Raw genomic sequence first — 26286 nt, forward strand, 5'->3', positions numbered from 1 at the left:
ATCATGGAAATGTGGTATAATAAAGCCAAGTAAAGAGAAACGAGAAGTACATGTATATTGAAATGGTAGATGAAACTGGTCAAGTTTCAAAAGAAATGTTGCAACAAACCCAAGAAATTTTGGAATTTGCAGCCCAAAAATTAGGAAAAGAAGACAAGGAAATGGCAGTCACCTTTGTGACTAATGAGCGTAGTCATGAACTGAATTTGGAGTACCGTGACACGGACCGTCCGACAGATGTCATCAGTCTTGAGTATAAACCAGAGTTGGATATTGCCTTTGACGAAGAGGATTTGCTTGACAATCCAGAATTGGCAGAGATGATGTCTGAGTTTGATGCCTATATTGGGGAACTGTTCATCTCTATTGATAAGGCTCATGAGCAGGCCGAGGAATATGGCCACAGCTTTGAGCGTGAGATGGGCTTCTTGGCAGTACACGGCTTTTTACATATCAACGGCTATGATCACTACACTCCAGAAGAAGAAGCGGAGATGTTCGGTTTACAAGAAGAAATTTTGACAGCCTATGGACTCACAAGACAATAAACGAAAATGGAAAAATCGTGACCTGATAGCCAGTTTAGAATTTGCCATCACAGGAATTTTTACTGCTATCAAGGAAGAACGCAATATGCGAAAACATGCAGTGACGGCTCTTGTGGTCATCCTTGCAGGTTTTGTTTTTCAGGTGTCACGAATCGAATGGCTCTTTCTCCTATTGAGCATTTTCTTGGTAGTAGCGTTTGAGATTATCAATTCTGCTATTGAAAATGTGGTGGATTTGGCCAGTCACTATCACTTTTCCATGCTGGCTAAAAATGCCAAGGATATGGCGGCTGGCGCGGTATTAGTGGTCTCTCTTTTCGCAGCCTTAACAGGCGCATTGATTTTTCTCCCACGAATCTGGGATTTATTATTTTAAACAGTAAGAGGAAATTATGACTTTTAAATCAGGTTTTGTAGCCATTTTAGGACGTCCCAACGTTGGGAAGTCAACCTTTTTAAATCACGTCATGGGGCAAAAGATTGCCATCATGAGTGACAAGGCGCAGACAACGCGCAACAAAATCATGGGAATTTACACGACTGATAAGGAACAAATCATCTTTATCGACACACCAGGGATTCACAAGCCTAAAACAGCTCTCGGAGATTTCATGGTTGAGTCTGCCTATAGTACCCTTCGCGAAGTGGATACTGTTCTTTTTATGGTTCCTGCGGATGAAGCGCGTGGTAAGGGAGACGACATGATTATCGAGCGTCTCAAGGCTGCCAAGGTTCCTGTGATTTTGGTGGTGAACAAGATCGATAAGGTTCACCCAGACCAGCTTTTGTCTCAGATTGATGATTTCCGTAACCAAATGGAATTTAAGGAGATTGTCCCTATATCAGCCCTTCAGGGAAATAACGTCTCTCGTCTAGTGGATATTTTGAGTGAAAATCTGGACGAAGGTTTCCAATATTTCCCAGCTGACCAAATCACAGACCATCCAGAACGTTTCTTGGTTTCAGAGATGGTTCGCGAGAAAGTCTTGCACCTAACTCGGGAAGAGATTCCTCACTCAGTTGCTGTAGTGGTTGATTCGATGAAGCGGGATGAAGAGACTGACAAGGTTCACATCCGTGCAACCATCATGGTCGAGCGCGATAGCCAAAAAGGGATTATCATCGGTAAAGGTGGTGCTATGCTTAAGAAAATCGGTAGCATGGCCCGTCGTGATATTGAACTCATGTTAGGAGACAAGGTCTTTCTAGAAACCTGGGTCAAGGTCAAGAAAAACTGGCGCGATAAAAAGCTGGATTTGGCTGACTTTGGCTATAATGAAAAAGAATACTAAGTAGAGGTGGGCTCATGCCTGCTTCTTGTTTTTACAGAAGGAGGACTTATGCCTGAATTACCTGAGGTTGAAACCGTTCGTCGTGGCTTAGAAAAATTGATTTTGGGAAAGAAGATTTCGAGTATAGAAATTTGCTATCCCAAAATGATTAAAACAGACTTGGACGAGTTTCGAAAGGAAGTACCTGGTCAAGTTGTTGAGTCAATGGGACGTCGGGGCAAATATTTACTTTTCTACCTGACAGACAAGGTCTTGATTTCTCATCTGCGGATGGAGGGTAAGTATTTTTACTATCCAGACCAGGTTCCTGAACGCAAGCATGCCCATGTTTTCTTCCAGTTTGAGGATGGTGGGACGCTTGTTTATGAGGATGTACGCAAGTTTGGTACTATGGAACTCTTGGCTCCTGACCTTTTAGACGCTTACTTTATTTCTAAGAAATTAGGTCCTGAGCCAAGCGAACAAGACTTTGACTTGCAGGTCTTTCAAGCTGCCCTAACCAAATCTAAAAAGCCTATCAAGTCCCATCTCCTAGACCAGACCTTGGTGGCTGGACTTGGCAATATCTATGTGGATGAGGTCCTCTGGCGAGCTCAGGTTCATCCAGCTAGGCCTTCCCAGACTTTGACAGCAGAAGAAGTGACAGCCATTCATGATCAAACTATAGCTGTTTTGAGCCAGGCTGTTGAAAAAGGTGGCTCCACCATTCGGACCTATACCAATGCCTTTGGGGAAGACGGAACCATGCAGGATTTTCATCAGGTCTATGATAAGGCCGGTCAAGAATGTTCACGTTGTGGCAACATCATTGAAAAAATCCAACTAGGCGGACGAGGCACCCACTTTTGTCCTCAGTGCCAAAGGAGGGGGTGATGGGAAAAATCATTGGAATCACAGGAGGAATTGCCTCTGGTAAGTCAACTGTGACAAATTTTCTAAGAAAGCAAGGTTTTCAAGTAGTGGATGCTGACGCTCTTGTTCACCAACTACAGAAACCTGGTGGTCGTCTATTTCAGGCTCTAGTCCAGCATTTTGGGCAAGAAATCATCCTTGAAAACGGAGAACTTAATCGCCCTCTCCTAGCTAGTCTCATCTTTTCAAATCCTGAGGAACGGGAATGGTCTAAGTCAACCCAAGGGGAGATTATTCGTGAGGAACTAGCTACGTTGAGAGACCAGTTGGTTCAGACAGAAGAGATTTTCTTCATGGATATTCCCTTGCTTTTTGAACAAGACTATGCCTCTTGGTTTGATGAGACTTGGTTGGTCTATGTGGATAGAGACGTCCAAGTAGAACGCCTAATGAAAAGGGATCAGCTATCTAAGGATGAAGCTGAGTCTCGTCTGGCAGCCCAGTGGCCTTTAGAAAAAAAGAAAGATTTGGCCAGTTATGTTCTAGATAACAATGGTAGTCGTGATCAGCTTCTAACTCAGGTGCTTACCCTTCTTGAGGGAGGTAAGCAAGATGACAGAGATTAACTGGAAGGATAATCTGCGCATTGCCTGGTTTGGTAATTTTCTGACAGGAGCCAGTATTTCCTTAGTTGTGCCTTTTATGCCCATCTTTGTGGAAAATCTAGGTGTAGGGAGTGAGCAAGCCGCTTTTTATGCAGGTTTAGCTATTTCTGTCTCTGCCATTTCTGCGGCACTTTTCTCTCCTATCTGGGGTATCCTTGCTGACAAATACGGTCGAAAACCCATGATGATTCGGGCTGGGATGGCCATGACCATTACTATGGGAGGCTTGGCTTTTGTCCCAAATATTTATTGGTTAATCTTTCTGCGTTTGCTAAATGGTGTATTTGCAGGTTTTGTTCCTAATGCCACAGCCTTGATAGCCAGTCAGGTTCCCAAGGAGAAATCAGGCTCTGCTCTTGGGACTTTGTCTACTGGCGTAGTTGCAGGTACTCTAACTGGTCCCTTTATTGGTGGCTTTATCGCGGAATTATTTGGCATTCGTACTGTTTTCTTACTGGTTGGTAGTTTTCTATTCTTAGCTGCTGTTTTAACTATTTGCTTTATTAAGGAAGATCTTAAACCAGTAGCCAAGGAAAAGGCCATTCCAACAAAGGAATTATTTACATCAGTTAAATATCCCTATCTCTTGGTCAATCTCTTTCTGACCAGTTTTGTCATCCAATTTTCAGCCCAATCGATTGGCCCTATTTTAGCACTTTATGTGCGCGACTTAGGTCAGACAGAGAATCTTCTCTTTGTATCAGGTTTGATTGTATCCAGTATGGGCTTTTCCAGTATGATGAGTGCAGGAATCATGGGCAAGCTAGGTGACAAGGTGGGTAATCATCGCCTCTTGGTTGTAGCTCAGTTTTATTCAGTTATCATCTATCTCCTCTGTGCCAATGCCTCTAGCCCCCTTCAACTAGGACTCTATCGATTACTATTTGGCTTGGGAACCGGTGCCTTGATTCCCGGAGTTAATGCCCTTCTCAGCAAGATGACACCCAAAGCTGGCATTTCGAGGGTCTTTGCCTTTAATCAGGTATTCTTTTATCTGGGAGGTGTCGTTGGGCCTATGGCAGGTTCTGCAGTAGCAGGTCAATTTGGCTACCATGCTGTCTTTTATGCGACAAGCCTTTGTGTTGCCTTTAGTTGTCTCTTTAACCTGCTTCAATTTCGAACATTATTAAAAGTAAAGGAAATCTAGTGCGAGTAAAAATTAATCTCAAATGCTCCTCTTGTGGCAGTATCAATTACCTAACCAGTAAAAATTCAAAAACTCATCCAGACAAGATCGAGGTTTTAAAGTATTGTCCCAAGGAAAGAAAAGTAACCCTACATCTTGAATCTAAGTAGATTTTATGGTAAAATAATAAGGATTTTAAGGAGTTTGATATGTATAACCTATTATTAACCATTTTATTAGTATTATCTGTTGTGATTGTGATTGCGATTTTCATGCAACCAACCAAAAACCAATCCAGCAATGTATTTGATGCCAGCTCAGGTGATTTGTTTGAACGCAGTAAAGCACGCGGTTTTGAAGCTGTAATGCAGCGTTTGACAGGGATTTTAGTCTTTTTCTGGCTAGCCATTGCCTTAGCATTGACGGTATTATCAAGTAGATAAGAAAATAATGGGCAGGACTAGGTCTTTGCCTGTTTTTATTTTTAAATGATGTTTGAGAAGGTTTTACAGTAAAAGAAAATTAAAAAATCTAGAAAGAAAATATGAAAGAAATTATAAAAGAATATTTACAAGACAAGGGAAAGGTAACTGTCAATGACTTGGCTCAGGCTTTGGGAAAAGATAGGTCCAAGGATTTTCGTGAGTTGATCAAAACCTTGTCCCAAATGGAAAGAAAGCACCAGATTCGCTTTGAAGAAGATGGAACTTTGACTTTGGAAGTCAAGAAAAAACATGAGATTACTCTCAAGGGGATTTTTCATGCCCATAAAAATGGCTTTGGTTTTGTCAGCCTAGAAGGTGAGGAAGACGACCTTTTTGTAGGGAAAAACGATGTCAACTATGCTATTGATGGTGATACCGTCGAGGTAGTGATTAAGAAAGTCGCTGACCGCAATAAGGGAACAGCAGCAGAAGCAAAAATTATCGATATCCTAGAACACAGTTTGACAACCGTTGTAGGTCAAATCGTTCTAGATCAGGAAAAGCCCAAGTATGCTGGCTATATTCGTTCAAAGAATCAGAAAATCAGTCAACCGATTTATGTGAAGAAACCAGCTCTAAAACTAGAGGGAACCGAAGTTCTCAAGGTCTTTATCGATAAATACCCAAGTAAGAAACATGATTTCTTTGTCGCTAGTGTACTTGATGTGGTGGGGCATTCAACAGATGTCGGAATTGATGTTCTTGAGGTCTTGGAATCAATGGATATTGTCTCAGAATTTCCAGAAGCTGTTGTCAAGGAAGCAGAAAGTGTGCCTGATGCTCCGTCTCAAAAGGATATGGAAGGTCGTCTGGATCTAAGAGATGAGATAACTTTTACCATTGACGGTGTAGATGCTAAGGATTTGGACGATGCGGTGCATATCAAGGCCTTGAAAAATGGCAATCTGGAACTCGGAGTTCACATCGCAGATGTTTCCTACTATGTGACCGAGGGTTCTGCTCTTGACAAGGAAGCCCTTAACCGCGCAACTTCTGTCTATGTGACAGACCGTGTGGTCCCAATGCTTCCAGAACGACTGTCAAATGGTATCTGCTCTCTCAATCCTCAAGTTGACCGCCTGACCCAGTCAGCTATTATGGAGATTGATAAACATGGTCGTGTGGTCAATTACACTATTACACAAACGGTAATCAAGACTAGCTTCCGTATGACCTATAGCGATGTCAATGATATCCTAGCTGGCGATGAGGAAAAGAGACAAGAATATCAGAAAATTGTTTCAAGTATCGAACTTATGGCCAAGCTCCATGAAACTCTAGAGAATATGCGAGTAAAACGTGGAGCCCTCAATTTCGACACCAATGAAGCTAAGATTTTGGTGGATAAGCAAGGTAAGCCTGTTGATATCGTTCTTCGTCAGCGTGGAGTTGCCGAGCGCATGATTGAGTCCTTTATGTTGATGGCCAACGAAACAGTTGCCGAGCATTTCAGCAAGTTGGAGCTACCTTTCATTTATCGTATCCATGAGGAGCCTAAGGCTGAAAAAGTTCAGAAGTTTATTGATTATGCTTCGAGTTTTGGCTTGCGCATTTATGGGACTGCAAGTGAGATTAGCCAGGAGACCCTACAAGATATCATGCGTACTGTTGAAGGAGAACCTTATGCGGATGTCTTGTCCATGATGCTTCTTCGCTCCATGCAGCAGGCTCGCTATTCAGAGCACAATCACGGCCACTATGGACTAGCAGCAGATTACTATACTCATTTTACCAGTCCGATTCGCCGTTATCCAGACCTCCTTGTTCACCGTATGATTCGTGATTACGGCTCTTCTAAAGAAATAGCAGAGCATTTTGAACAAGTAATTCCAGAGATTGCGACCCAGTCTTCCAACCGTGAGCGTCGTGCCATCGAGGCTGAGCGTGAAGTTGAAGCCATGAAAAAAGCTGAGTACATGGAGGAATATGTAGGCGAAGAGTACGATGCGGTTGTATCAAGTATTGTTAAATTTGGTCTCTTTGTTGAATTGCCAAATACAGTCGAAGGCTTGATTCATATCACTAATCTACCTGAATTTTATCATTTCAATGAGCGTGATTTGACCCTGCTTGGGGAGAAATCGGGTACAACCTTCCGTGTAGGTCAGCAAATCCGTATCCGAGTTGAAAGAGCCGACAAGATGACGGGTGAAATTGACTTTTCTTACATCCCAAGTGAGTTTGATGTGATTGAAAAAGGTTTGAAACAAGCTGGTTGCAAAGACAGAGGGCGTGGTTCAAATCGTCGTTCAGATAAGAAGGAAGACAAGAGAAAATCAGGACGCTCAAATGATAAGCGCAAGCATTCACAAAAAGACAAGAAGAAAAAGGGCAAGAAACCTTTTTACAAGGAAGTAGCTAAGAAAGGAGCCAAGCATGGCAAAGGGCGAGGGAAAGGTCGTCGCACAAAATAAAAAGGCGCGTCACGACTATACAATCGTAGATACGCTAGAGGCAGGGATGGTCCTGACTGGAACTGAAATCAAGAGTGTACGAGCAGCTCGAATCAATCTCAAGGATGGCTTTGCCCAAGTAAAAAATGGGGAGGTATGGCTGAGCAATGTTCATATCGCTCCTTACGAAGAGGGCAATATCTGGAACCAAGAACCAGAACGTCGTCGAAAACTCTTACTCCATAAAAAGCAAATTCAAAAATTGGAACAAGAGACTAAAGGAACAGGAATGACCCTGGTTCCCCTTAAAGTCTATATCAAAGATGGCTATGCCAAGCTCCTTTTAGGCCTAGCTAAAGGGAAGCATGACTACGATAAACGGGAGTCTATCAAACGACGTGAGCAAAACCGCGACATCGCGCGTGTTATGAAAGCTGTTAATCAGCGATAAAAAGAGGAATGAAGATGGAAAAACTAGTTGCCTATAAACGCATGCCTTTGTGGACTAAAGAAACCATGCCAGAGGCTGTTCAGCAAAAGCACAATACCAAGGTTGGGACTTGGGGCAAGATTACTGTTTTAAAAGGAACTCTCAAGTTTATTGAATTGACAGAGGATGGTGAGGTTCTAGCTGAACACCTCTTTGAAGCAGGGGCTGACAATCCAATGGCGCAACCACAAGCCTGGCACCGAGTGGAGGCTGTAACAGACGATGTAGAATGGTACTTGGAATTTTATTGTAAACCTGAGGATTATTTTCCTAAGAAATACAATACCAATCCTGTTCATTCAGAGGTCCTAGAGGCAATGCAGACAGTAAAACCAGGGAAAGCCTTGGATTTGGGCTGTGGTCAGGGCCGTAACTCTCTCTTTCTTGCACAGAATGGTTTTGATGTGACAGCTGTAGATCAAAATGAATTATCTCTTGAAATCTTGCAAAGCATTGTTGAGCAGGAAGACCTAGATATGCCTGTTGGTCTTTACGATATCAATTCAGCCAGTATTGGGAAAGAATATGATTTTATCGTTTCAACAGTTGTTCTCATGTTTCTACAAGCGGACCGCATTCCAGCTATTATTCAAAATATGCAGGAGAAAACCAGTGTTGGTGGTTACAATCTTATCGTTTGTGCTATGGACACGGAGGATTATCCTTGCTCTGTGAACTTCCCATTCACATTTAAAGAAGGAGAATTGGCAGACTATTACAAGGACTGGGAATTGGTTAAGTACAATGAAAATCCTGGCCATCTTCACCGTCGCGATGAGAATGGCAATCGTATTCAACTACGCTTTGCGACCATGCTAGCTAAGAAAATCAAATAAACATGAATGAAGATTAGGAATTTTCCTGATCTTTTTTCTTTTTTACGAATAATATAGAAAAGGAGGGAAATCATGTTTGTTGCGAGAGATGCTAGGGGAGAATTGGTAAATGTGTTAGAGGATAAGCTTGAGAAGCAAGCATACACCTGCCCAGCTTGTGGAGGTCAGCTCCGTTTGCGTCAAGGACCAAGTGTCCGGATCCATTTTGCCCACAAAACCTTAAAAGACTGTGATTTTTCCTCTGAAAATGAAAGTCCAGAACATCTGGAAAATAAGGAAGTCCTTTATCACTGGTTGAAAAAAGAGGCCGAGGTGCAATTAGAATACCTGCTTCCAGAGCTTAAACAGATTGCGGATGTATTTGTAAATGGCAATCTAGCTTTAGAGGTTCAATGTAGTCCCTTGCCTCAAAAAGTTCTTAAAGAGCGTAGCGAGGGCTATCGTAGTCAGGGTTACCAAGTACTGTGGTTGCTGGGGGAAAAACTTTGGCTCAAGGATCGTTTGACTCGTCTGCAACAAGGTTTTCTATACTTCAGTCAAAACATGGGATTTTATGTTTGGGAATTAGAAAGTAAAAAGCAAGTTTTAAGACTCAAATACCTGATTCACCAAGATCTCCGAGGTAAACTTCATTATCAGATTAAGGAATTTCCCTATGGTCAAGCTAGTCTACTGGAGATATTACGTCTTCCCTATAAGAAACAAAAAATATCGCATTTTACCGTTTCCCAGGACAAGGACATCTGTCGCTATATCCGGCAACAGCTGTACTATCAACATCCCTTTTGGATGAAAGAACAAGCAGAAGCCTATCAGAAGGGAGAAAATCTCCTGACTTATGGGCTAAAAGAATGGTATCCACAAATTCGGCCACTAGTAGGCAAATTTTTCCAGATTGAGCAAGATTTGACCAGCTATTATCAGCACTTTTACACCTATTACCAAGAAAATCCTCAAAATGATTGGCAAAAGCTTTATCCACCAGCCTTTTATCAGCAATATTTCTTGAAAAATATGGTAGAATAGAAAGGATGGAGGAATCTAATGGTATTACAAAGACATGAAATAAATGAAAAAGATACATGGGATCTATCAACGATTTACCCAACTGACCAGGCTTGGGAAGAAGCCTTAAAAGATTTAACAGAACAACTGGAGAAAGTAAGCCAGTATGAAGGTCATCTCTTGGATAGTGCGGATAGCCTACTCGAAATTACTGAATTTTCTCTTGAAATGGAACGCCAAATGGAGAAGCTTTACGTTTATGCTCATATGAAAAATGACCAGGACACTCGTGAAGCCAAGTACCAAGAGTACTATGCCAAGGCAATGACTCTATACAGCCAGCTGGACCAAGCCTTTTCATTCTATGAGCCTGAATTTATGGAAATTAGTGAAAAGCAGTATGCTGACTTTTTAGAGGCTCAACCAAAATTGCAGGTTTATCAACACTATTTTGACAAGCTTTTGCAAGGAAAAGACCACGTTCTCTCACAACGTGAAGAAGAATTATTGGCTGGAGCTGGAGAAATTTTTGGTTCTGCAAGTGAAACCTTTGCTATCTTGGACAATGCGGATATTGTGTTCCCCTATGTCCTAGACGATGATGGTAAGGAAGTTCAGCTCTCTCATGGAACTTACACACGTTTAATGGAATCTAAAAATCGTGAGGTGCGCCGTGGTGCTTATCAAGCCCTTTATGCGACTTATGAGCAATTCCAACATACCTATGCCAAAACCTTGCAAACCAATGTTAAGGTGCAAAACTACCGTGCCAAGGTTCGCAACTACAAGAGTGCTCGTCATGCAGCCCTAGCGGCCAATTTTGTTCCAGAAAGTGTTTATGACAATTTGGTAGTAGCAGTTCGCAAGCATCTGCCACTCTTGCATCGTTATCTTGAGCTTCGTTCAAAAATCTTGGGGATTTCAGACCTCAAGATGTACGATGTCTACACACCACTATCTTCAGTAGAATACAGCTTTACCTACGAGGAAGCCTTAAAAAAGGCAGAAGAGGCCTTAGCAGTCTTGGGTGAGGATTACTTGAGCCGTGTTAAACGTGCCTTCAGCGAGCGTTGGATTGATGTTTACGAAAACCAAGGCAAGCGTTCAGGGGCCTATTCTGGTGGTTCTTACGATACCAATGCCTTTATGCTCCTAAACTGGCAGGACAATCTGGACAATCTCTTTACTCTTGTTCATGAAACAGGTCACAGTATGCATTCCAGCTATACTCGCGAAACTCAGCCTTATGTTTACGGAGATTATTCTATCTTCTTAGCTGAGATTGCATCAACTACCAATGAAAATATCTTGACGGAGAAATTATTGGAAGAAGTGGAAGACGACGCAACGCGCTTTGCGATTCTCAATAACTTCCTAGACGGTTTCCGTGGAACAGTTTTTCGTCAAACTCAATTCGCTGAGTTTGAACACGCGATTCATCAAGCAGACCAAAATGGTGAAGTCTTGACAAGCGATTTCCTAAATAAACTCTACGCAGACTTGAACCAAGAGTATTATGGTTTGAGTAAGGAAGATAATCCTGAAATCCAATACGAGTGGGCTCGAATTCCACACTTCTACTATAACTATTATGTATACCAATATTCAACTGGCTTTGCAGCAGCTTCAGCCTTGGCTGAAAAGATTGTACATGGTAGTCAAGAAGACCGTGACCGCTATATCGACTATCTCAAGGCAGGTAAGTCTGACTATCCACTTAATGTCATGAGAAAAGCTGGTGTTGATATGGAGAAGGAAGACTATCTCAACGATGCCTTTGCAGTCTTTGAACGCCGTTTAAATGAGTTTGAAGCCCTTGTCGAAAAATTGAGATTGGCATAAGATGGTTGAATCATATAGTAAGAATGCCAACCATAACATGCGTCGTCCTGTTGTCAAAGAAGAAATTGTGGACTTGATGCGTCAGCGCCAAAAGCAAGTCACAGGTTCTTTGAAAGAATTGGAAGACTTTGCCCGCAAGGAAAATATTCCTATTATTCCCCATGAAACAGTTGCTTATTTCCGTTTTCTCATGGAGACCATGCAACCTAAAAATATTCTGGAAATTGGGACGGCTATCGGTTTTTCAGCCCTCTTGATGGCTGAACATGCGCCAAATGCCAAGATTACAACCATTGATCGCAATCCAGAAATGATTGGTTTTGCCAAGGAAAATTTTGCTCAGTTTGACAGTCGCAAGCAAATCACGCTTTTAGAAGGAGATGCGGTAGATATCTTGTCAACCCTGACAGAGTCCTATGATTTCGTCTTTATGGATTCAGCCAAGTCTAAATACATCGTCTTTCTGCCAGAAATCCTCAAACATTTGGAAGTTGGTGGTGTGGTTGTCTTGGATGATATTTTCCAAGGTGGTGATGTTGCCAAGGATATTATGGAAGTCCGTCGTGGCCAGCGAACTATTTATCGAGGCCTTCAAAGATTATTTGATGCAACCTTAGACAATCCAGGACTCACTGCAACATTAGTACCTCTGGGGGACGGTATTCTCATGCTTCGTAAAAATGTAGCAGACGTTCAATTACCTGACAGCGAATGATTTTCAGAAAAATTTAAGAAAATATAGTAAAATAGATAGGGTAACACTTATCTCAAAGGAGTAGACATGAAGAAAAAACTATTGGCAGGTGCCATTACACTATTATCAGTAGCAACTTTAGCAGCTTGTTCCAAAGGTTCAGAAGGTGCAGACCTTATCAGCATGAAAGGAGATGTCATCACAGAACATCAATTTTATGAGCAAGTGAAAAGCAATCCTTCAGCCCAACAAGTCTTGTTGAACTTGACCATCCAAAAAGTATTTGAAAAACAATACGGTGCAGAAGTAGATGACAAAGAAGTTAATGACACTATTGCTGAAGAAGAAAAACAATATGGTGAGAACTACCAACGTGTCTTGTCACAAGCAGGTATGACTCTTGAAACACGTAAAGCTCAAATTCGTACAAGTAAATTAGTTGAGTTGGCAGTTAAAAAAGCAGCAGAAGCTGAGTTGACAGATGATGCTTATAAGAAGGCCTTTGATGAATATACTCCAGATGTAACTGCTCAAATCATTCGTCTTGATAATGAAGACAAAGCAAAAGAAGTTCTCGAAAAAGCTAAGGCAAGTGGCGCAGATTTCGCTCAACTAGCTAAAGATAACTCAACAGATGAGAAAACCAAAGCGAACGGTGGAGAAATCACTTTTGATTCAGCTTCAACAGAAGTACCAGATCAAGTTAAGAAAGCAGCTTTTGCCTTGGATGTTAACGGAATTTCTGATGTCATTACAGCTACTGGCACACAAGCCTACAGCAGTCAGTATTATATTGTAAAACTCACTAAGAAAACGGAAAAATCATCTAATATTGATGACTACAAAGAAAAATTAAAAACTGTTATCTTGACTCAAAAACAAAATGACGCATCATTTGTTCAAAGCATTATCGGAAAAGAATTGCAAGCAGCCAACATCAAGGTTAAAGACCAAGCCTTCCAAAATATCTTTACCCAATACATCGGTGGTGGCGATTCAAGCTCAAGCAGTTCTTCAAAAGAATAAAACAGAAAAGAGCCAAGTGCTCTTTTTCTTATGAGAAAATCTTTCTATCTTGAGGGTAAGAGTTTTTTTCTTTCGGAAAAAATGGTATAATAGCAATCAAAACTAGAAAATAAACGGAATTTGGGAATAATTTCTTTTGTTCTCATTAGATTGGTGATACTATGAAGATTAGTAAGAGGCACCTATTAAACTATTCTATTCTAGTTCCTTACTTACTTTTATCTATTTTGGGCTTGATTGTGGTTTATTCGACAACCAGTGCCATTCTTATCGAAGAAGGTAAAAGTGCCCTCCAATTGGTTCGAAGTCAGGGAATGTTTTGGATATTTAGTTTAATATTGATTGCCTTGATATATAAGCTGAAATTGAATTTTTTGAGAAAAGAACGACTTTTATTTATTGTTATGTTTGTTGAGCTGATTCTCTTAGCTTTGGCTCGCTTAATTGGTACGCCAGTCAATGGAGCCTATGGTTGGATTTCAGTAGGACCTTTGACCATTCAGCCAGCAGAGTATTTGAAGATTATCATCGTCTGGTACTTGGCCCAACGTTTTTCAAAACAACAGGATGAAATTGGGATTTACGATTTTCAAGTTTTAACTCAAAATCAATGGATTCCTCGTGCTTTTAATGATTGGCGCTTCGTCCTACTAGTAATGATAGGAAGTTTAGCTATTTTCCCAGATTTGGGGAATGCTACCATCCTAGTTCTTGTCGCCTTGATTATGTATACAGTTAGTGGAATTGCTCATCGTTGGTTTATAGTCTTTATCGGTGTATTATTTGGAGTTTCAGCCCTATCCTTATCAGCTATCTCTATGATCGGGGTTGATAAGTTTTCAAAAGTTCCAGTATTTGGTTACGTTGCTAAGCGTTTCAGTGCCTACTTTAATCCCTTTGCCGATTTGGCAGGGTCAGGCCACCAACTTGCAAATTCCTACTTTGCCATGGTAAATGGTGGGTGGTTTGGTCTAGGCTTAGGAAATTCAATAGAAAAACGTGGTTATTTACCAGAGGCACATACAGACTTTGTATTTTCAATTGTTATTGAAGAGTTTGGATTTGTGGGAGCCAGCTTGATTTTAGCACTTGTCTTTTTCCTGATTTTACGAATTATCCTAGTCGGTATTCGTGCTAAGAATCCCTTTAATTCTATGATGGCGATTGGGGTTGGGGGGATGATGCTGGTACAGGTATTTGTCAATATCGGTGGAATTTCTGGCATTATTCCTTCGACAGGAGTAACCTTCCCCTTCTTATCACAAGGAGGGAACAGTCTCCTAGTCTTGTCTGTAGCCATCGCCTTTGTCTTAAATATTGATGCAAGTGAAAAACGTGCCCAATTATATGAGGAGTTAGAAGCTCACTCATCAAACTATATGTAGAGCTGAGAGTGGAAAGGATTACCTATGTCTCTTCAAAAATTAGAAAACTATAGTAATAAAGCTGTCGTGCAAGAAGAAGTATTGATTTTAACAGAATTGTTAGAAGATATCACTAAAAACATGCTTGCCCCAGAGACTTTTGAAAAAATCATGCAGTTGAAAGAATTGTCAACTCAAGAAGATTATCAAGGTTTGAACCAATTGGTTACGAGTCTGTCAAATGATGAAATGGCTTATATTTCACGCTATTTCTCTATCTTGCCTCTTTTGATTAATATTTCAGAAGACGTGGATTTGGCCTATGAAATTAACCATCAAAATAATATCGATCAAGATTATCTTGGTAAATTATCAGCAACGATCAAAATGGTTGCAGAAAAAGAAAATGCGGTTGAAATTCTAGAACACTTGAATGTTGTCCCTGTTTTGACAGCCCATCCAACACAAGTGCAACGTAAGAGTATGTTGGATTTGACTAACCATATCCATACCCTTTTGCGTAAGTACCGTGATGTGAAATTAGGTTTGATTAATAAGGAAAAATGGCATAATGATCTCCGTCGTTACATTGAGATTATCATGCAGACAGATATGATTCGTGAAAAGAAATTGAAAGTGACCAATGAAATCACGAATGTTATGGAATACTACAATAGTTCATTCCTGAAGGCAGTTCCTCATTTGACTGCTGAGTACAAGCGTCTGGCTAAAAAACACGGCTTGGAGTTGAAACATCCTAAACCAATTACCATGGGAATGTGGATTGGTGGAGACCGTGATGGGAATCCTTTTGTTACAGCAGATACCTTGAAACAATCTGCTATGACCCAGTGTGAAGTCATCATGAACTACTATGATGAAAAGATTTACCAACTTTATCGTGAATTCTCTCTCTCAACCAGTATTGTCAATGTAAGCAAGCAAGTTAGAGAAATGGCTCGTCAATCCAAGGACAACTCGATTTATCGTGAAAAAGAGCTGTATCGTCGTGCCTTGTTTGATATTCAATCAAAAATCCAAGCAACAAAAACCTATCTGATTGAGGATAAGGAAGTTGGTGCTCGCTATGAAACAGCTAATGATTTTTATAAGGACTTAATTACCATTCGTGATTCCCTCTTGGAAAACAAGGGTGAAGCACTGATTTCTGGTGATTTTGTTGAGCTGATTCAGGCAGTTGAAATTTTTGGTTTCTATTTGGCATCTATAGACATGCGTCAAGATTCTAGTGTTCACGAAGCCTGTGTAGCTGAACTCTTGAAATCAGCGGGTATTCATTCTCATTATAGCGAACTCAGTGAAGAAGAAAAATGCCAGCTTCTCTTGAAAGAATTAGAGGAAGATCCACGTATTCTTTCTGCCACTCATGTTGAAAAATCAGAGTTACTTGAAAAAGAATTAGCAATCTTTAAGGCTGCTCGTAAGTTGAAAGATAAGTTGGGAGATGATGTCATTCGTCAGACCATCATTTCACATGCAACCAGCGTATCAGACATGTTGGAATTGGCTATCTTGCTAAAAGAAGTAGGGTTAGTTGATAAAGAAAGAGCCCGTGTCCAAATTGTTCCTCTCTTTGAAACAATTGAGGACTTGGACCACTCAGAAGAAACCATGAGAGAATACCTTTCACTTCCTCTTGCTAAGAAATGGATTGCTTCACGCAATAACTACCAAGAAATCATGCTTGGTTACTCTGATAGTAATAAAGATGGTGGTTATCTATCATCATGTTGGACCCTCTACAAGGCTCAACAACAATTGACTGCTATTGGAGATGAATTTGGCGTTAAGGTTACCTTCTTCCATGGTCGTGGTGGGACTGTTGGTCGTGGTGGTGGACCAACCTATGAAGCCATCACATCTCAACCGCTTAAGTCTATCAAGGATCGTATCCGTTTGACGGAGCAGGGTGAAGTAATTGGGAATAAATACGGTAACAAAGACGCTGCCTACTATAATCTTGAAATGTTGGTTTCAGCAGCCATTAACCGTATGATTACTCAGAAGAAGAGCGATACCAATACCTCAAATCGTTACGAAGCTATTATGGATCAAGTGGTGGACCGTAGTTACGATATCTACCGTGATTTGGTCTTTGGAAATGACCATTTCTATGATTATTTCTTCGAATCAAGTCCAATCAAGGCTATTTCAAGCTTTAATATTGGTTCTCGTCCAGCCGCTCGTAAGACTATTACTGAAATCGGTGGTTTGCGAGCTATCCCTTGGGTCTTCTCATGGTCGCAAAGTCGCGTCATGTTCCCTGGCTGGTATGGGGTTGGTTCAAGCTTCAAGGAATTTATCGATAAAAATCCAGAGAATATTGCTATCTTACGAGATATGTACCAAAATTGGCCTTTCTTCCAATCGCTCCTTTCAAATGTTGATATGGTCTTGTCAAAATCAAATATGAACATTGCTTTTGAATATGCCAAACTGTGTGAGGATGATCAAGTAAAAGCAATCTATGAGACTATTTTAAATGAATGGCAAGTGACCAAGGAAGTTATCTTGGCTATCGAAGGGTATGACGAACTTTTGGCTGAAAATCCATATCTAAAAGCCAGTTTGGATTACCGTATGCCTTACTTTAATATCCTCAACTATATCCAGTTGGAGTTGATTAAACGTCAACGTCGAGGAGAATTATCAAGCGATCAAGAAAAATTAATCCATACAACCATCAACGGAATTGCAACAGGATTGCGTAATTCAGGCTGATACCTATCAAGCTTCCTCTTTTCTATAGGGGAAGTTTTTGAATAGTTCAAAAAAATGCTAAAAGAGTCTTGACAAGTAGTTGAAAAATGATATAATTTAACCATTCAGAAAAGTAATCATTCAAACTTTTTAGAGAGTCTGTGGTAGCTGAAAACAGATAAGTGATGATGATGAAAATTGGGCTGAATGTTATTTAGAATTTGAAATCATAAAAATTCGGTGAGCACACCTTACAGTGCATCTCGTTATTGCGAGACAGAGCGATAGGGGAATTCCCTATAATTGAGGTGGTACCGCGCATCGACGTCCTCACACAAGTTTTTTGTGTGAGGACTTTTTTGATGGAGGTTAGTATGGAAAGAAAACGATGGCGTCGCTTGTTTGTATAAGTGAAGTATTTTAAAGGAATAAAAAGGAGAAATAGAATGAAAAATAAACGTTTAATTGGAATTATCGCTGCATTAGCAGTCTTAGTAGCAGGAAGCTTGATTTACTCTTCAATGAATAAACCAGAAGCTAAGAATGAGAAGAAAGTTGCCAAAGTTGGTGTCCTTCAGTTTGTGAGCCATCCATCTCTTGACTTGATTTATAAAGGGATCCAAGATGGACTTGCAGAAGAAGGATATAAAGATGATCAAGTTAAAATCGATTTTATGAACTCAGAAGGTGACCAAAGTAAGGTTGCGACAATGAGCAAACAGTTGGTTGCAAATGGGAATGACCTTGTGGTTGGTATTGCAACGCCAGCTGCTCAAGGCTTGGCTAGTGCCACAAAAGACCTACCGGTTATCATGGCCGCTATTACAGACCCAATTGGTGCTAACTTGGTCAAAGATTTGAAAAAACCAGGTGGCAACATTACAGGGGTATCTGACCATAATCCAGCTCAACAACAAGTTGAACTTATTAAGGCTCTTACACCAAATGTGAAAACAATCGGAGCTCTTTACTCAAGTAGCGAAGATAATTCCAAAACTCAGGTTGAAGAATTTAAGGCTTATGCTGAAAAAGCAGGTTTGACAGTGGAAACATTTGCAGTTCCTTCAACAAATGAAATTGCTTCAACAGTTAACGTTATGACTAGTAAGGTTGATGCTATCTGGGTTCCAATTGATAACACTATTGCCTCAGCCTTCTCAACTGTTGTATCAAGCAACCAATCAGCTAAAAAACCAATCTACCCAAGCGCAACTGCCATGGTAGAAGCAGGTGGCTTGGCATCCGTTGTAGTTGACCAACACGACCTTGGTGTGGCAACTGGTAAAATGATTGCACAAGTCTTGAAAGGTGCAAAACCAGCCGATACTCCAGTAAATGTCTTTTCAACTGGTAAATCAGTAATCAACAAAAAAATGGCACAAGAGCTAGGTATTACGATTCCTGAATCTGTTCTAAAAGAAGCAGGGCAAGTGATCGAATAATCTGTAATGGAGGAGTTGGGGACATCTCCTCTAATTTTTTACAATAGACATCATATAGAAAAAGGTTAAGAAACAGATGATATTATCTATTATTTCTCAAGGATTTGTCTGGGCTATTCTAGGTCTGGGAATCTTTATGACATTTAGGATTTTGAACTTTCCAGATATGACGACAGAAGGTTCCTTCCCTCTTGGGGGGGCTGTTGCTGTCACTCTGATAACGAAAGGTGTGAATCCCTTTTTAGCGACACTTGTTGCTGTTGGAGCTGGTTGTTTGGCTGGAATGGCAGCAGGACTTCTTTATACAAAAGGGAAGATTCCAACTTTGCTCTCAGGGATTTTGGTGATGACTTCTTGTCACTCTATCATGCTCTTAATTATGGGACGTGCGAATTTAGGCCTGCTTGGAACCAAGCAAATTCAGGATGTTTTGCCTTTTGATTCGGATTTGAATCAACTCTTGACAGGTCTCATCTTTGTGAGTATTGTTATTGCTCTCATGCTCTTTTTCTTGGACACCAAACTCGGACAGGCCTATATTGCTACAGGTGACAATCCTGATATGGCTAGAAGTTTCGGGATTCATACTGGACGCATGGAGCTTATGGGTTTGGTTTTATCAAATGGTGTGATTGCCCTTGCAGGTGCTCTTATTGCTCAGCAAGAAGGTTATGCCGATGTATCTCGAGGAATCGGGGTTATCGTTGTGGGACTTGCAAGTTTGATTATTGGAGAAGTTATCTTCAAGAGTTTGAGTTTGGCAGAACGTCTGGTTGCCATCGTTGTCGGGTCTATCGCTTATCAATTCTTAGTGTGGGCAGTTATTGCGCTTGGCTTTAATACAAGTTACCTTCGTTTATACAGTGCCTTGATTTTAGCAGTCTGCCTCATGATTCCAACATTTAAGCAAACCATCTTGAAAGGAGCCAAGTTAAGCAAATGACAGCAATTGTAGAATTAAAAAATGCAACCAAAATCGTTAAAAATGGCTTTGATGAAGAAAAGATTATTTTAAATGATGTTTCCTTAGAAATTTTTGAACAGGATTTTATCACGATTTTAGGTGGAAATGGTGCTGGGAAATCAACTCTCTTTAACACTATTGCAGGAACCTTGTCATTAACCAGTGGAACCATCCGTATTTTGGGTGAAGATGTTACCAAGTTTTCACCAGAGAAGCGGGCTAAGTATCTGTCTCGAGTTTTCCAAGATCCTAAGATGGGGACAGCTCCCCGTATGACAGTAGCTGAAAATCTTTTGATTGCCAAGTTTCGTGGTGAAAAGCGTGGATTGTTACCACGACGCTTGACTAGTTATAAGGATGAATTTCAAGCGACCATTGAAAAAGTAGGAAATGGTCTTGAGAAACACTTGAATACACCGATTGAGTTCTTATCAGGTGGTCAAAGACAGGCCTTGAGTCTCTTGATGGCAACCTTGAAGCGTCCTGAATTACTCTTGTTAGACGAGCATACTGCAGCCCTTGATCCAAAGACCAGTGTGGCCTTGATGGAATTGACGGATGAATTTGTCAAGAAAGATCAGCTGACAGCGCTTATGATTACCCACCATATGGAAGATGCTCTCAAATATGGCAATCGTTTAATTGTCATGAAAGAAGGACGAATTATCCAAGATTTGAACCAAGAAGAAAAAGCAAAAATGAAAATCTCTGATTATTATCAACTCTTTGAATAAAGTAGGGAAAATGAGTGAAATGGTTTACTTTTTTTCTGAAATAAAGTATACTATATAAAGTAAACTATGATAACATGGAGGTATTGTGTATGGTTGACAAACAAGTCATTGAAGAAATCAAAAACAATGCCAACATTGTGGAAGTCATAGGAGATGTGATTTCTTTACAAAAGGCAGGACGGAACTATCTAGGGCTCTGTCCTTTTCATGGTGAAAAAACACCTTCTTTCAACGTTGTAGAGGACAAGCAGTTTTACCACTGTTTTGGTTGTGGGCGCTCAGGTGATGTCTTTAAGTTCATAGAGGAGTACCAAGGGGTTCCCTTTATGGAGGCTGTCCAAATCTTAGGTCAGCGTGTTGGGATAGAGGTGGAAAAACCGCTTTATAGTGAGCAGAAGCCAGCTTCACCCCACCAAGCTCTTTATGATATGCATGAAGATGCTGCCAAATTTTATCATGCTATTCTCATGACAACAACCATGGGGGAGGAGGCCAGAAACTACCTTTATCAGCGTGGTTTGACAGATGAAGTGCTCAAGCATTTTCGGATTGGTTTGGCACCCCCAGAGCGAAACTATCTCTATCAACGTTTGTCTGGTCAGTATCGTGAAGAGGATTTCCTAGATTCAGGGCTATTTTACCTATCAGATGCCAATCAATTTGTAGACACTTTTCACAATCGGATCATGTTTCCCCTGACAAATGACCAAGGAAAGGTTATTGCCTTCTCAGGTCGTATCTGGCAGAAAACGGATTCACAAACTTCTAAGTATAAAAATAGCCGATCGACTGCAATTTTTAACAAAAGTTACGAATTATATCATATGGATAGGGCTAAAAAATCTTCTGGAAAAGCCAGTGAGATTTATCTGATGGAAGGATTCATGGATGTCATCGCAGCCTATCGGGCTGGAATAGAAAATGCTGTAGCGTCTATGGGAACGGCCTTAAGTCGTGAGCATGTTGAGCATCTGAAAAGGTTAACCAAGAAGTTGGTTCTTGTTTATGATGGTGATAAGGCTGGGCAAGCCGCGACATTGAAAGCGCTGGACGAAATTGGTGATATGCCTGTGCAAATCGTTAGCATGCCTGATAACTTGGATCCAGATGAGTATCTACAAAAAAATGGACCAGAAGACTTGGCCTATCTGTTAACGAAAACTCGTATTAGTCCGATTGAGTTTTACATTCATCAGTATAAGCCTGAAAACAGTGAAAATCTGCAGGCACAGATTGAGTTTATTGAAAAAATAGCTCCCTTGATTGTTCAAGAAAAATCTATTACTGCTCAAAACAGCTATATACATATTTTAGCTGACAGTCTGGCGTCCTTTGATTATGCCCAGATTGAGCAGATTGTTAATGAGAGTCGTCAGGCGCAAAGGCAGAATCGTATGGAAGGAATTTCCAGACCGATGCCAATCACTATGCCTGTCACCAAGCAGTTATCGGCTATTATGAGGGCAGAAGCCCATCTACTTTATCGAATGATGGAATCTCCCCTTGTTTTGAATGATTACCGTTTGCGAGAAGACTTTGCATTTGACACTCCTGAATTTCAGGTTTTATATGACTTGCTTGGCCAGTATGGAAATCTTCCTCCAGAAGTTCTAGCGGAGCAGACAGAGGAAGTTGAAAGAGCATGGTATCAAGTTTTAGCTCAGGATTTACCATCTGAGATGTCACCTCAGGAACTTAGTGAAGTAGAAATGACTCGAAACAAGGCTCTCTTGAATCAGGACAATATGAGAATCAAAAAGAAGGTGCAGGAAGCTAGCCATGTAGGAGATACAGACACAGCCTTAGAAGAATTGGAACGTTTAATTTCCCAAAAGAGAAGAATGGAGTAATAATGGCAACAAAACAAAAAGAAGTAACAACATTTGACGTACAAGTAGCAGAATTTATCCGTAATCATAAACAAAAAGGGACAGCAACTGATGATGAAATTAATGCAAGTCTGGTGATTCCTTTTACCTTGGATGCTGATGGAATTGAAGATCTCTTGCAACGAATTCAGGATGCAGGAATTTCTATCACAGATAACGAAGGAAATCCGAGTGCTCGTGTTCTTAGCTCTGAAGAAGAACCAGAACTCAGCGATGAGGACTTGATTGGGTCAACTTCGGCTAAGGTTAATGACCCTGTCCGTATGTACTTAAAAGAAATCGGGGTCGTTCCTCTCTTGACCAATGAAGAGGAAAAAGAATTGGCGCTGGCTGTTGAAGCGGGTGATATCGAAGCCAAACAACGTCTTGCGGAAGCCAACCTTCGTTTGGTTGTTTCGATTGCCAAACGCTATGTCGGCCGTGGTATGCAGTTCCTTGACTTGATTCAAGAAGGGAACATGGGCTTGATGAAGGCGGTTGACAAGTTTGACTATTCTAAAGGGTTCAAGTTCTCAACTTATGCAACTTGGTGGATTCGTCAGGCTATCACTCGTGCTATTGCGGATCAAGCTCGTACTATCCGTATCCCAGTTCACATGGTTGAAACCATCAATAAATTGGTTCGTGAACAGCGTAACCTTCTTCAAGAATTGGGACAAGATCCAACACCAGAACAAATCGCTGAACGAATGGATATGACACCTGATAAGGTTCGTGAAATCTTGAAGATTGCCCAAGAACCGGTATCCCTTGAAACTCCAATCGGTGAAGAGGATGATAGCCACCTTGGGGACTTTATCGAAGATGAAGTGATTGAAAATCCAGTGGACTATACAACTCGTATTGTCTTGCGTGAGCAGTTGGATGAGGTCTTGGATACTCTTACAGACCGTGAAGAAAATGTTTTGCGTCTGCGTTTTGGGCTAGATGATGGTAAAATGCGTACCCTTGAAGATGTTGGTAAAGTCTTTAACGTGACTCGCGAGCGTATCCGTCAGATTGAAGCTAAAGCTTTGAGAAAACTACGCCAACCAAGTCGCAGCAAACCGCTTCGTGATTTTATTGAAGACTAAGAGTGAGGATGAATATGGCTTATACAGAAGAGCAAATTGAAAATATCAAAACACGAATTTTATCAGCCTTGGAAGAAGTGATTGACCCTGAGTTGGGAATCGATATTGTCAACCTTGGTTTGATTTATGAGATTCGTTTTGACGGCGACACTGGGCAAACAGAGATTGATATGACTTTGACAACTATGGGTTGTCCCCTAGCCGACCTTTTGACGGATCAGATTTATGATGCCATGACCGAGGTTCCAGAAGTAACGGATACTGAGGTCAAATTGGTTTGGTATCCAGCCTGGACTGTTGAAAAAATGAGTCGCTATGCACGCATTGCCCTAGGAATTAAATAAACATATAAAAGCATGTGAGAGACCGTTGGAGAAGTGAGGAATTTTCCCCCTCTTTTCCTCTAGTCTCTCCTTTCTTTTGCTGATTTTATTCAAAGAAAATGATATAATAGTAGTTATGGAAAAAAAGAAATTACGCATCAATATGTTGAGTTCAAGTGAGAAAGTAGCAGGACAAGGAGTTTCAGGTGCCTACCGTGAATTAGTTCGTCTTCTTCACCGTGATGCTAAGGACCAATTGATTGTTACAGAAAATCTACCAATTGAGGCAGATGTGACTCACTTTCATACGATTGATTTCCCCTATTATTTATCAACCTTCCAAAAGAAACGCTCAGGTAGAAAAATTGGCTATGTGCATTTCTTGCCTGATACACTTGAGGGGAGTTTGAAAATTCCATTTTTCTTAAAGGGAATTGTTAAACGCTATGTATTTTCTTTTTACAACCGGATGGAGCACTTGGTTGTGGTCAATCCGATGTTTATTGAGGATTTGGTGGCAGCTGGTATTCCACGTGAAAAAGTGACCTATATTCCTAACTTTGTAAACAAGGAAAAATGGCATCCCCTTCCACAAGAAGAGGTAGCGAGACTGCGAACAGATCTAGGTCTTAGTGACAATCAGTTTATCGTAGTAGGTGCTGGGCAAGTTCAGAAACGAAAAGGGATTGATGACTTTATCCGTCTGGCTGAGGAATTGCCTCAAATTACTTTTATCTGGGCGGGTGGTTTCTCTTTTGGTGGCATGACAGATGGCTATGAACGCTACAAAAAAATTATGGAAAATCCCCCTAAAAATTTGATTTTTCCAGGTATTGTATCGCCAGAGCGGATGCGCGAGTTGTATGCCCTAGCGGACCTTTTCTTGTTGCCTAGTTACAATGAGCTCTTCCCCATGACTATTTTAGAGGCTGCTAGTTGTGAAGCTCCGATTATGTTGCGTGATTTGGATCTTTATAAGGTGATTTTAGAGGGAAATTATCGGGCGACAGCAGATAGAGAAGAGATGAAAGAAGCTATTTTAGAATATCAAGCCAATCCTGCTGCCTTAAAAGATCTCAAAGAAAAGGCTAAGAATATTTCTAGAGAGTATTCCGAAGAGCATCTGTTACAAATCTGGTTGGACTTTTATGAGAAACAAGCCGCTTTAGGGAGAAAGTAAAAAGTGAGGTAATCTATGCGAATTGGTTTATTTACAGATACCTATTTTCCTCAGGTTTCAGGTGTGGCGACCAGTATTCGAACCTTGAAAACAGAACTTGAAAAGCAAGGGCATGCTGTTTTTATCTTTACAACGACAGATAAGGATGTCAATCGTTATGAAGATTGGCAAATTATCCGCATCCCAAGTGTTCCTTTTTTTGCTTTTAAGGATCGCCGCTTTGCTTACCGAGGTTTTAGCAAGGCACTGGAAATTGCTAAACAGTATCAGCTAGATATTATTCATACCCAGACAGAATTTTCTCTTGGCTTGTTGGGGATTTGGATTGCGCGTGAATTGAAGATTCCAGTCATCCATACCTATCACACTCAGTACGAAGACTATGTGCATTATATTGCTAAGGGGATGTTGATTCGTCCGAGTATGGTCAAGTATCTGGTCAGAGGTTTCTTACATGATGTGGATGGGGTTATTTGCCCGAGTGAGATTGTTCGTGACTTGCTATCTGACTATAAGGTCAAGGTTGAAAAACGGGTCATTCCAACTGGGATTGAATTAGCCAAGTTTGAGCGTCCGGAAATTAAGCAAGAAAATCTAAAAGAACTACGTAGTAAATTAGGAATTCAAGATGATGAACAGATGTTGCTTAGTCTTTCTAGGATTTCCTATGAAAAAAATATTCAAGCAGTTTTAGCAGCCTTTGCAGAAGTTCTGAAAGAAGAAGACAAGGTTAAACTGGTGATAGCTGGGGATGGTCCTTATCTGGATGACCTCAAAGAGCAAGCCAAAAAACTAGAGATTCAAGACTCCGTCATCTTTACAGGGATGATTGCTCCTAGTGAGACGGCTCTTTATTATAAGGCAGCAGATTTCTTCATCTCGGCATCGACAAGTGAAACCCAAGGCTTGACCTACTTGGAAAGTTTGGCTAGTGGGACGCCTGTCATTGCACATGGAAATCCTTATCTGGAAAATCTTATCAGTGATAAAATGTTTGGAACCTTGTACTATGGAGAACATGATTTGGCTGGAGCTATTTTAGAGGCCTTGATTGCAACGCCAGATATGAATGAGCATACCTTATCAGAGAAATTGTATGAGATTTCAGCTGAGAACTTTGGGAAACGAGTGCATGAGTTTTATCTGGATGCCATTATTTCAAATAACTTCCAGAAAGATTTAGCAAAAGATGACACGGTCAGCCAGCGTATCTTTAAGACAGTTTTGTATCTTCCACAACAGGTGGTTGCTGTACCCGTAAAAGGCTCTAGACGCATGCTGAAGGCTTCAAAAACACAGTTGATCAGCATAAGAGATTATTGGAAAGACCATGAAGAATAGA

The 26286-nt window shown here is 40.8% G+C and carries 25 protein-coding genes and 1 other annotated feature; all 25 genes read left to right on the forward strand.

Features of this window, described 5'->3' with window-relative positions:
- The first annotated feature begins 50 nt into the window (after positions 1 to 50).
- The 25 genes from ybeY (at position 51) to B7697_RS08615 (ending at position 26285) form a co-directional block, all read left to right on the forward strand.
- A complete protein-coding gene (gene ybeY, locus B7697_RS08495) occupies positions 51 to 548 on the forward strand; it encodes an rRNA maturation RNase YbeY (protein ID WP_084927581.1) in 498 nt (165 codons plus the stop codon).
- The gene (locus B7697_RS08500; protein ID WP_084927583.1) at positions 529 to 924 is read left to right on the forward strand and encodes a diacylglycerol kinase family protein; all 396 of its coding nucleotides are present in this window, start codon (positions 529 to 531) and stop codon (positions 922 to 924) included. Before ybeY ends, B7697_RS08500 begins: the two co-directional genes overlap by 20 nt.
- A gap of 16 nt (positions 925 to 940) precedes the next feature.
- Complete coding sequence (era, locus tag B7697_RS08505) at positions 941 to 1840, forward strand: GTPase Era (protein WP_084951356.1); 900 nt, start codon at positions 941 to 943, stop codon at positions 1838 to 1840.
- Between the two features lie 48 nt (positions 1841 to 1888).
- On the forward strand, positions 1889 to 2713 hold the full coding sequence (gene mutM, locus B7697_RS08510) for a DNA-formamidopyrimidine glycosylase (protein WP_084951360.1): 825 nt from the start codon (positions 1889 to 1891) through the stop codon (positions 2711 to 2713).
- Entirely contained in the window at positions 2713 to 3318 is a 606-nt protein-coding gene (coaE, locus tag B7697_RS08515; RefSeq protein WP_084951363.1) for a dephospho-CoA kinase, read from the forward strand. Before mutM ends, coaE begins: the two co-directional genes overlap by 1 nt.
- Positions 3305 to 4504, forward strand: a complete 1200-nt coding sequence (locus B7697_RS08520) for a multidrug efflux MFS transporter PmrA (RefSeq protein ID WP_084951365.1) — start codon at positions 3305 to 3307, stop codon at positions 4502 to 4504. The genes coaE and B7697_RS08520 overlap by 14 nt, the downstream gene beginning before the upstream one ends.
- Positions 4504 to 4653, forward strand: a complete 150-nt coding sequence (gene rpmG / locus B7697_RS08525; RefSeq protein WP_001809104.1) for a 50S ribosomal protein L33 — start codon at positions 4504 to 4506, stop codon at positions 4651 to 4653. Before B7697_RS08520 ends, rpmG begins: the two co-directional genes overlap by 1 nt.
- Positions 4654 to 4692: 39 nt before the next feature.
- On the forward strand, positions 4693 to 4926 hold the full coding sequence (gene secG / locus B7697_RS08530; protein WP_000282517.1) for a preprotein translocase subunit SecG: 234 nt from the start codon (positions 4693 to 4695) through the stop codon (positions 4924 to 4926).
- A gap of 101 nt (positions 4927 to 5027) precedes the next feature.
- Complete coding sequence (gene rnr / locus B7697_RS08535) at positions 5028 to 7382, forward strand: ribonuclease R (protein WP_084951367.1); 2355 nt, start codon at positions 5028 to 5030, stop codon at positions 7380 to 7382.
- On the forward strand, positions 7345 to 7812 hold the full coding sequence (smpB, locus tag B7697_RS08540) for an SsrA-binding protein SmpB (protein ID WP_001051750.1): 468 nt from the start codon (positions 7345 to 7347) through the stop codon (positions 7810 to 7812). The genes rnr and smpB overlap by 38 nt, the downstream gene beginning before the upstream one ends.
- Before the next feature lie 14 nt (positions 7813 to 7826).
- Positions 7827 to 8687 carry an SAM-dependent methyltransferase TehB gene (gene tehB / locus B7697_RS08545; protein ID WP_033684997.1) on the forward strand — a complete coding sequence of 287 codons (861 nt, stop codon included), beginning with the start codon at positions 7827 to 7829 and terminating at the stop codon, positions 8685 to 8687.
- 72 nt (positions 8688 to 8759) lie between these two features.
- Complete coding sequence (locus tag B7697_RS08550; protein ID WP_084951369.1) at positions 8760 to 9713, forward strand: competence protein CoiA; 954 nt, start codon at positions 8760 to 8762, stop codon at positions 9711 to 9713.
- A gap of 18 nt (positions 9714 to 9731) precedes the next feature.
- Positions 9732 to 11534 (forward strand): oligoendopeptidase F, encoded by a 1803-nt coding sequence (gene pepF, locus B7697_RS08555; protein WP_084951372.1) that lies wholly within the window; start codon positions 9732 to 9734, stop codon positions 11532 to 11534.
- 1 nt (position 11535) lies between these two features.
- Positions 11536 to 12249 (forward strand): O-methyltransferase, encoded by a 714-nt coding sequence (locus B7697_RS08560; protein WP_084951374.1) that lies wholly within the window; start codon positions 11536 to 11538, stop codon positions 12247 to 12249.
- Positions 12250 to 12315: 66 nt separating this feature from the next.
- A complete protein-coding gene (gene prsA / locus B7697_RS08565) occupies positions 12316 to 13254 on the forward strand; it encodes a peptidylprolyl isomerase PrsA (protein WP_084951377.1) in 939 nt (312 codons plus the stop codon).
- 161 nt (positions 13255 to 13415) lie between these two features.
- On the forward strand, positions 13416 to 14639 hold the full coding sequence (gene ftsW, locus B7697_RS08570) for a cell division peptidoglycan polymerase FtsW (protein WP_033681863.1): 1224 nt from the start codon (positions 13416 to 13418) through the stop codon (positions 14637 to 14639).
- 24 nt (positions 14640 to 14663) lie between these two features.
- Positions 14664 to 17360, forward strand: a complete 2697-nt coding sequence (ppc, locus tag B7697_RS08575; protein WP_000058173.1) for a phosphoenolpyruvate carboxylase — start codon at positions 14664 to 14666, stop codon at positions 17358 to 17360.
- Between the two features lie 96 nt (positions 17361 to 17456).
- Positions 17457 to 17674, forward strand: a binding site (T-box leader).
- A gap of 111 nt (positions 17675 to 17785) precedes the next feature.
- Positions 17786 to 18781 carry a tryptophan ABC transporter substrate-binding protein gene (gene trpX, locus B7697_RS08580; RefSeq protein WP_084951380.1) on the forward strand — a complete coding sequence of 332 codons (996 nt, stop codon included), beginning with the start codon at positions 17786 to 17788 and terminating at the stop codon, positions 18779 to 18781.
- Positions 18782 to 18857: 76 nt separating this feature from the next.
- Complete coding sequence (locus tag B7697_RS08585) at positions 18858 to 19724, forward strand: ABC transporter permease (protein ID WP_084951382.1); 867 nt, start codon at positions 18858 to 18860, stop codon at positions 19722 to 19724.
- Positions 19721 to 20479, forward strand: coding sequence for an ABC transporter ATP-binding protein (locus tag B7697_RS08590; protein ID WP_084951385.1), 759 nt, complete (start codon positions 19721 to 19723; stop codon positions 20477 to 20479). Before B7697_RS08585 ends, B7697_RS08590 begins: the two co-directional genes overlap by 4 nt.
- Positions 20480 to 20568: 89 nt before the next feature.
- The gene (dnaG, locus tag B7697_RS08595; protein WP_084951388.1) at positions 20569 to 22329 is read left to right on the forward strand and encodes a DNA primase; all 1761 of its coding nucleotides are present in this window, start codon (positions 20569 to 20571) and stop codon (positions 22327 to 22329) included.
- A 2-nt stretch (positions 22330 to 22331) separates the two neighbouring features.
- Positions 22332 to 23441 carry an RNA polymerase sigma factor RpoD gene (gene rpoD / locus B7697_RS08600; protein WP_045611498.1) on the forward strand — a complete coding sequence of 370 codons (1110 nt, stop codon included), beginning with the start codon at positions 22332 to 22334 and terminating at the stop codon, positions 23439 to 23441.
- Between the two features lie 14 nt (positions 23442 to 23455).
- Complete coding sequence (locus B7697_RS08605) at positions 23456 to 23785, forward strand: metal-sulfur cluster assembly factor (protein WP_000331925.1); 330 nt, start codon at positions 23456 to 23458, stop codon at positions 23783 to 23785.
- 115 nt (positions 23786 to 23900) lie between these two features.
- Positions 23901 to 24944, forward strand: a complete 1044-nt coding sequence (cpoA, locus tag B7697_RS08610; RefSeq protein WP_205008443.1) for an alpha-galactosylglucosyldiacylglycerol synthase — start codon at positions 23901 to 23903, stop codon at positions 24942 to 24944.
- Between the two features lie 15 nt (positions 24945 to 24959).
- The gene (locus B7697_RS08615; RefSeq protein WP_084951391.1) at positions 24960 to 26285 is read left to right on the forward strand and encodes a glycosyltransferase family 4 protein; all 1326 of its coding nucleotides are present in this window, start codon (positions 24960 to 24962) and stop codon (positions 26283 to 26285) included.
- Position 26286: the final 1 nt, after the last annotated feature.

It is taken from the genome of Streptococcus mitis (assembly GCF_002096895.1).
GTDB classification, from domain to species: domain Bacteria; phylum Bacillota; class Bacilli; order Lactobacillales; family Streptococcaceae; genus Streptococcus; species Streptococcus mitis_AH.

Bases quoted from the DNA above. Each gene is read 5' to 3' on its own strand.
- ybeY (WP_084927581.1), top strand. From the start codon at position 51: ATGTATATTGAAATGGTAGATGAAACTGGTCAAGTTTCAAAAGAAATG.
- B7697_RS08500 (WP_084927583.1), top strand. From the start codon at position 529: ATGGACTCACAAGACAATAAACGAAAATGGAAAAATCGTGACCTGATA.
- era (WP_084951356.1), top strand. From the start codon at position 941: ATGACTTTTAAATCAGGTTTTGTAGCCATTTTAGGACGTCCCAACGTT.
- mutM (WP_084951360.1), top strand. From the start codon at position 1,889: ATGCCTGAATTACCTGAGGTTGAAACCGTTCGTCGTGGCTTAGAAAAA.
- coaE (WP_084951363.1), top strand. From the start codon at position 2,713: ATGGGAAAAATCATTGGAATCACAGGAGGAATTGCCTCTGGTAAGTCA.
- B7697_RS08520 (WP_084951365.1), top strand. From the start codon at position 3,305: ATGACAGAGATTAACTGGAAGGATAATCTGCGCATTGCCTGGTTTGGT.
- secG (WP_000282517.1), top strand. From the start codon at position 4,693: ATGTATAACCTATTATTAACCATTTTATTAGTATTATCTGTTGTGATT.
- rnr (WP_084951367.1), top strand. From the start codon at position 5,028: ATGAAAGAAATTATAAAAGAATATTTACAAGACAAGGGAAAGGTAACT.
- smpB (WP_001051750.1), top strand. From the start codon at position 7,345: ATGGCAAAGGGCGAGGGAAAGGTCGTCGCACAAAATAAAAAGGCGCGT.
- tehB (WP_033684997.1), top strand. From the start codon at position 7,827: ATGGAAAAACTAGTTGCCTATAAACGCATGCCTTTGTGGACTAAAGAA.
- B7697_RS08550 (WP_084951369.1), top strand. From the start codon at position 8,760: ATGTTTGTTGCGAGAGATGCTAGGGGAGAATTGGTAAATGTGTTAGAG.
- pepF (WP_084951372.1), top strand. From the start codon at position 9,732: ATGGTATTACAAAGACATGAAATAAATGAAAAAGATACATGGGATCTA.
- B7697_RS08560 (WP_084951374.1), top strand. From the start codon at position 11,536: ATGGTTGAATCATATAGTAAGAATGCCAACCATAACATGCGTCGTCCT.
- prsA (WP_084951377.1), top strand. From the start codon at position 12,316: ATGAAGAAAAAACTATTGGCAGGTGCCATTACACTATTATCAGTAGCA.
- ftsW (WP_033681863.1), top strand. From the start codon at position 13,416: ATGAAGATTAGTAAGAGGCACCTATTAAACTATTCTATTCTAGTTCCT.
- ppc (WP_000058173.1), top strand. From the start codon at position 14,664: ATGTCTCTTCAAAAATTAGAAAACTATAGTAATAAAGCTGTCGTGCAA.
- trpX (WP_084951380.1), top strand. From the start codon at position 17,786: ATGAAAAATAAACGTTTAATTGGAATTATCGCTGCATTAGCAGTCTTA.
- B7697_RS08585 (WP_084951382.1), top strand. From the start codon at position 18,858: ATGATATTATCTATTATTTCTCAAGGATTTGTCTGGGCTATTCTAGGT.
- B7697_RS08590 (WP_084951385.1), top strand. From the start codon at position 19,721: ATGACAGCAATTGTAGAATTAAAAAATGCAACCAAAATCGTTAAAAAT.
- dnaG (WP_084951388.1), top strand. From the start codon at position 20,569: ATGGTTGACAAACAAGTCATTGAAGAAATCAAAAACAATGCCAACATT.
- rpoD (WP_045611498.1), top strand. From the start codon at position 22,332: ATGGCAACAAAACAAAAAGAAGTAACAACATTTGACGTACAAGTAGCA.
- B7697_RS08605 (WP_000331925.1), top strand. From the start codon at position 23,456: ATGGCTTATACAGAAGAGCAAATTGAAAATATCAAAACACGAATTTTA.
- cpoA (WP_205008443.1), top strand. From the start codon at position 23,901: ATGGAAAAAAAGAAATTACGCATCAATATGTTGAGTTCAAGTGAGAAA.
- B7697_RS08615 (WP_084951391.1), top strand. From the start codon at position 24,960: ATGCGAATTGGTTTATTTACAGATACCTATTTTCCTCAGGTTTCAGGT.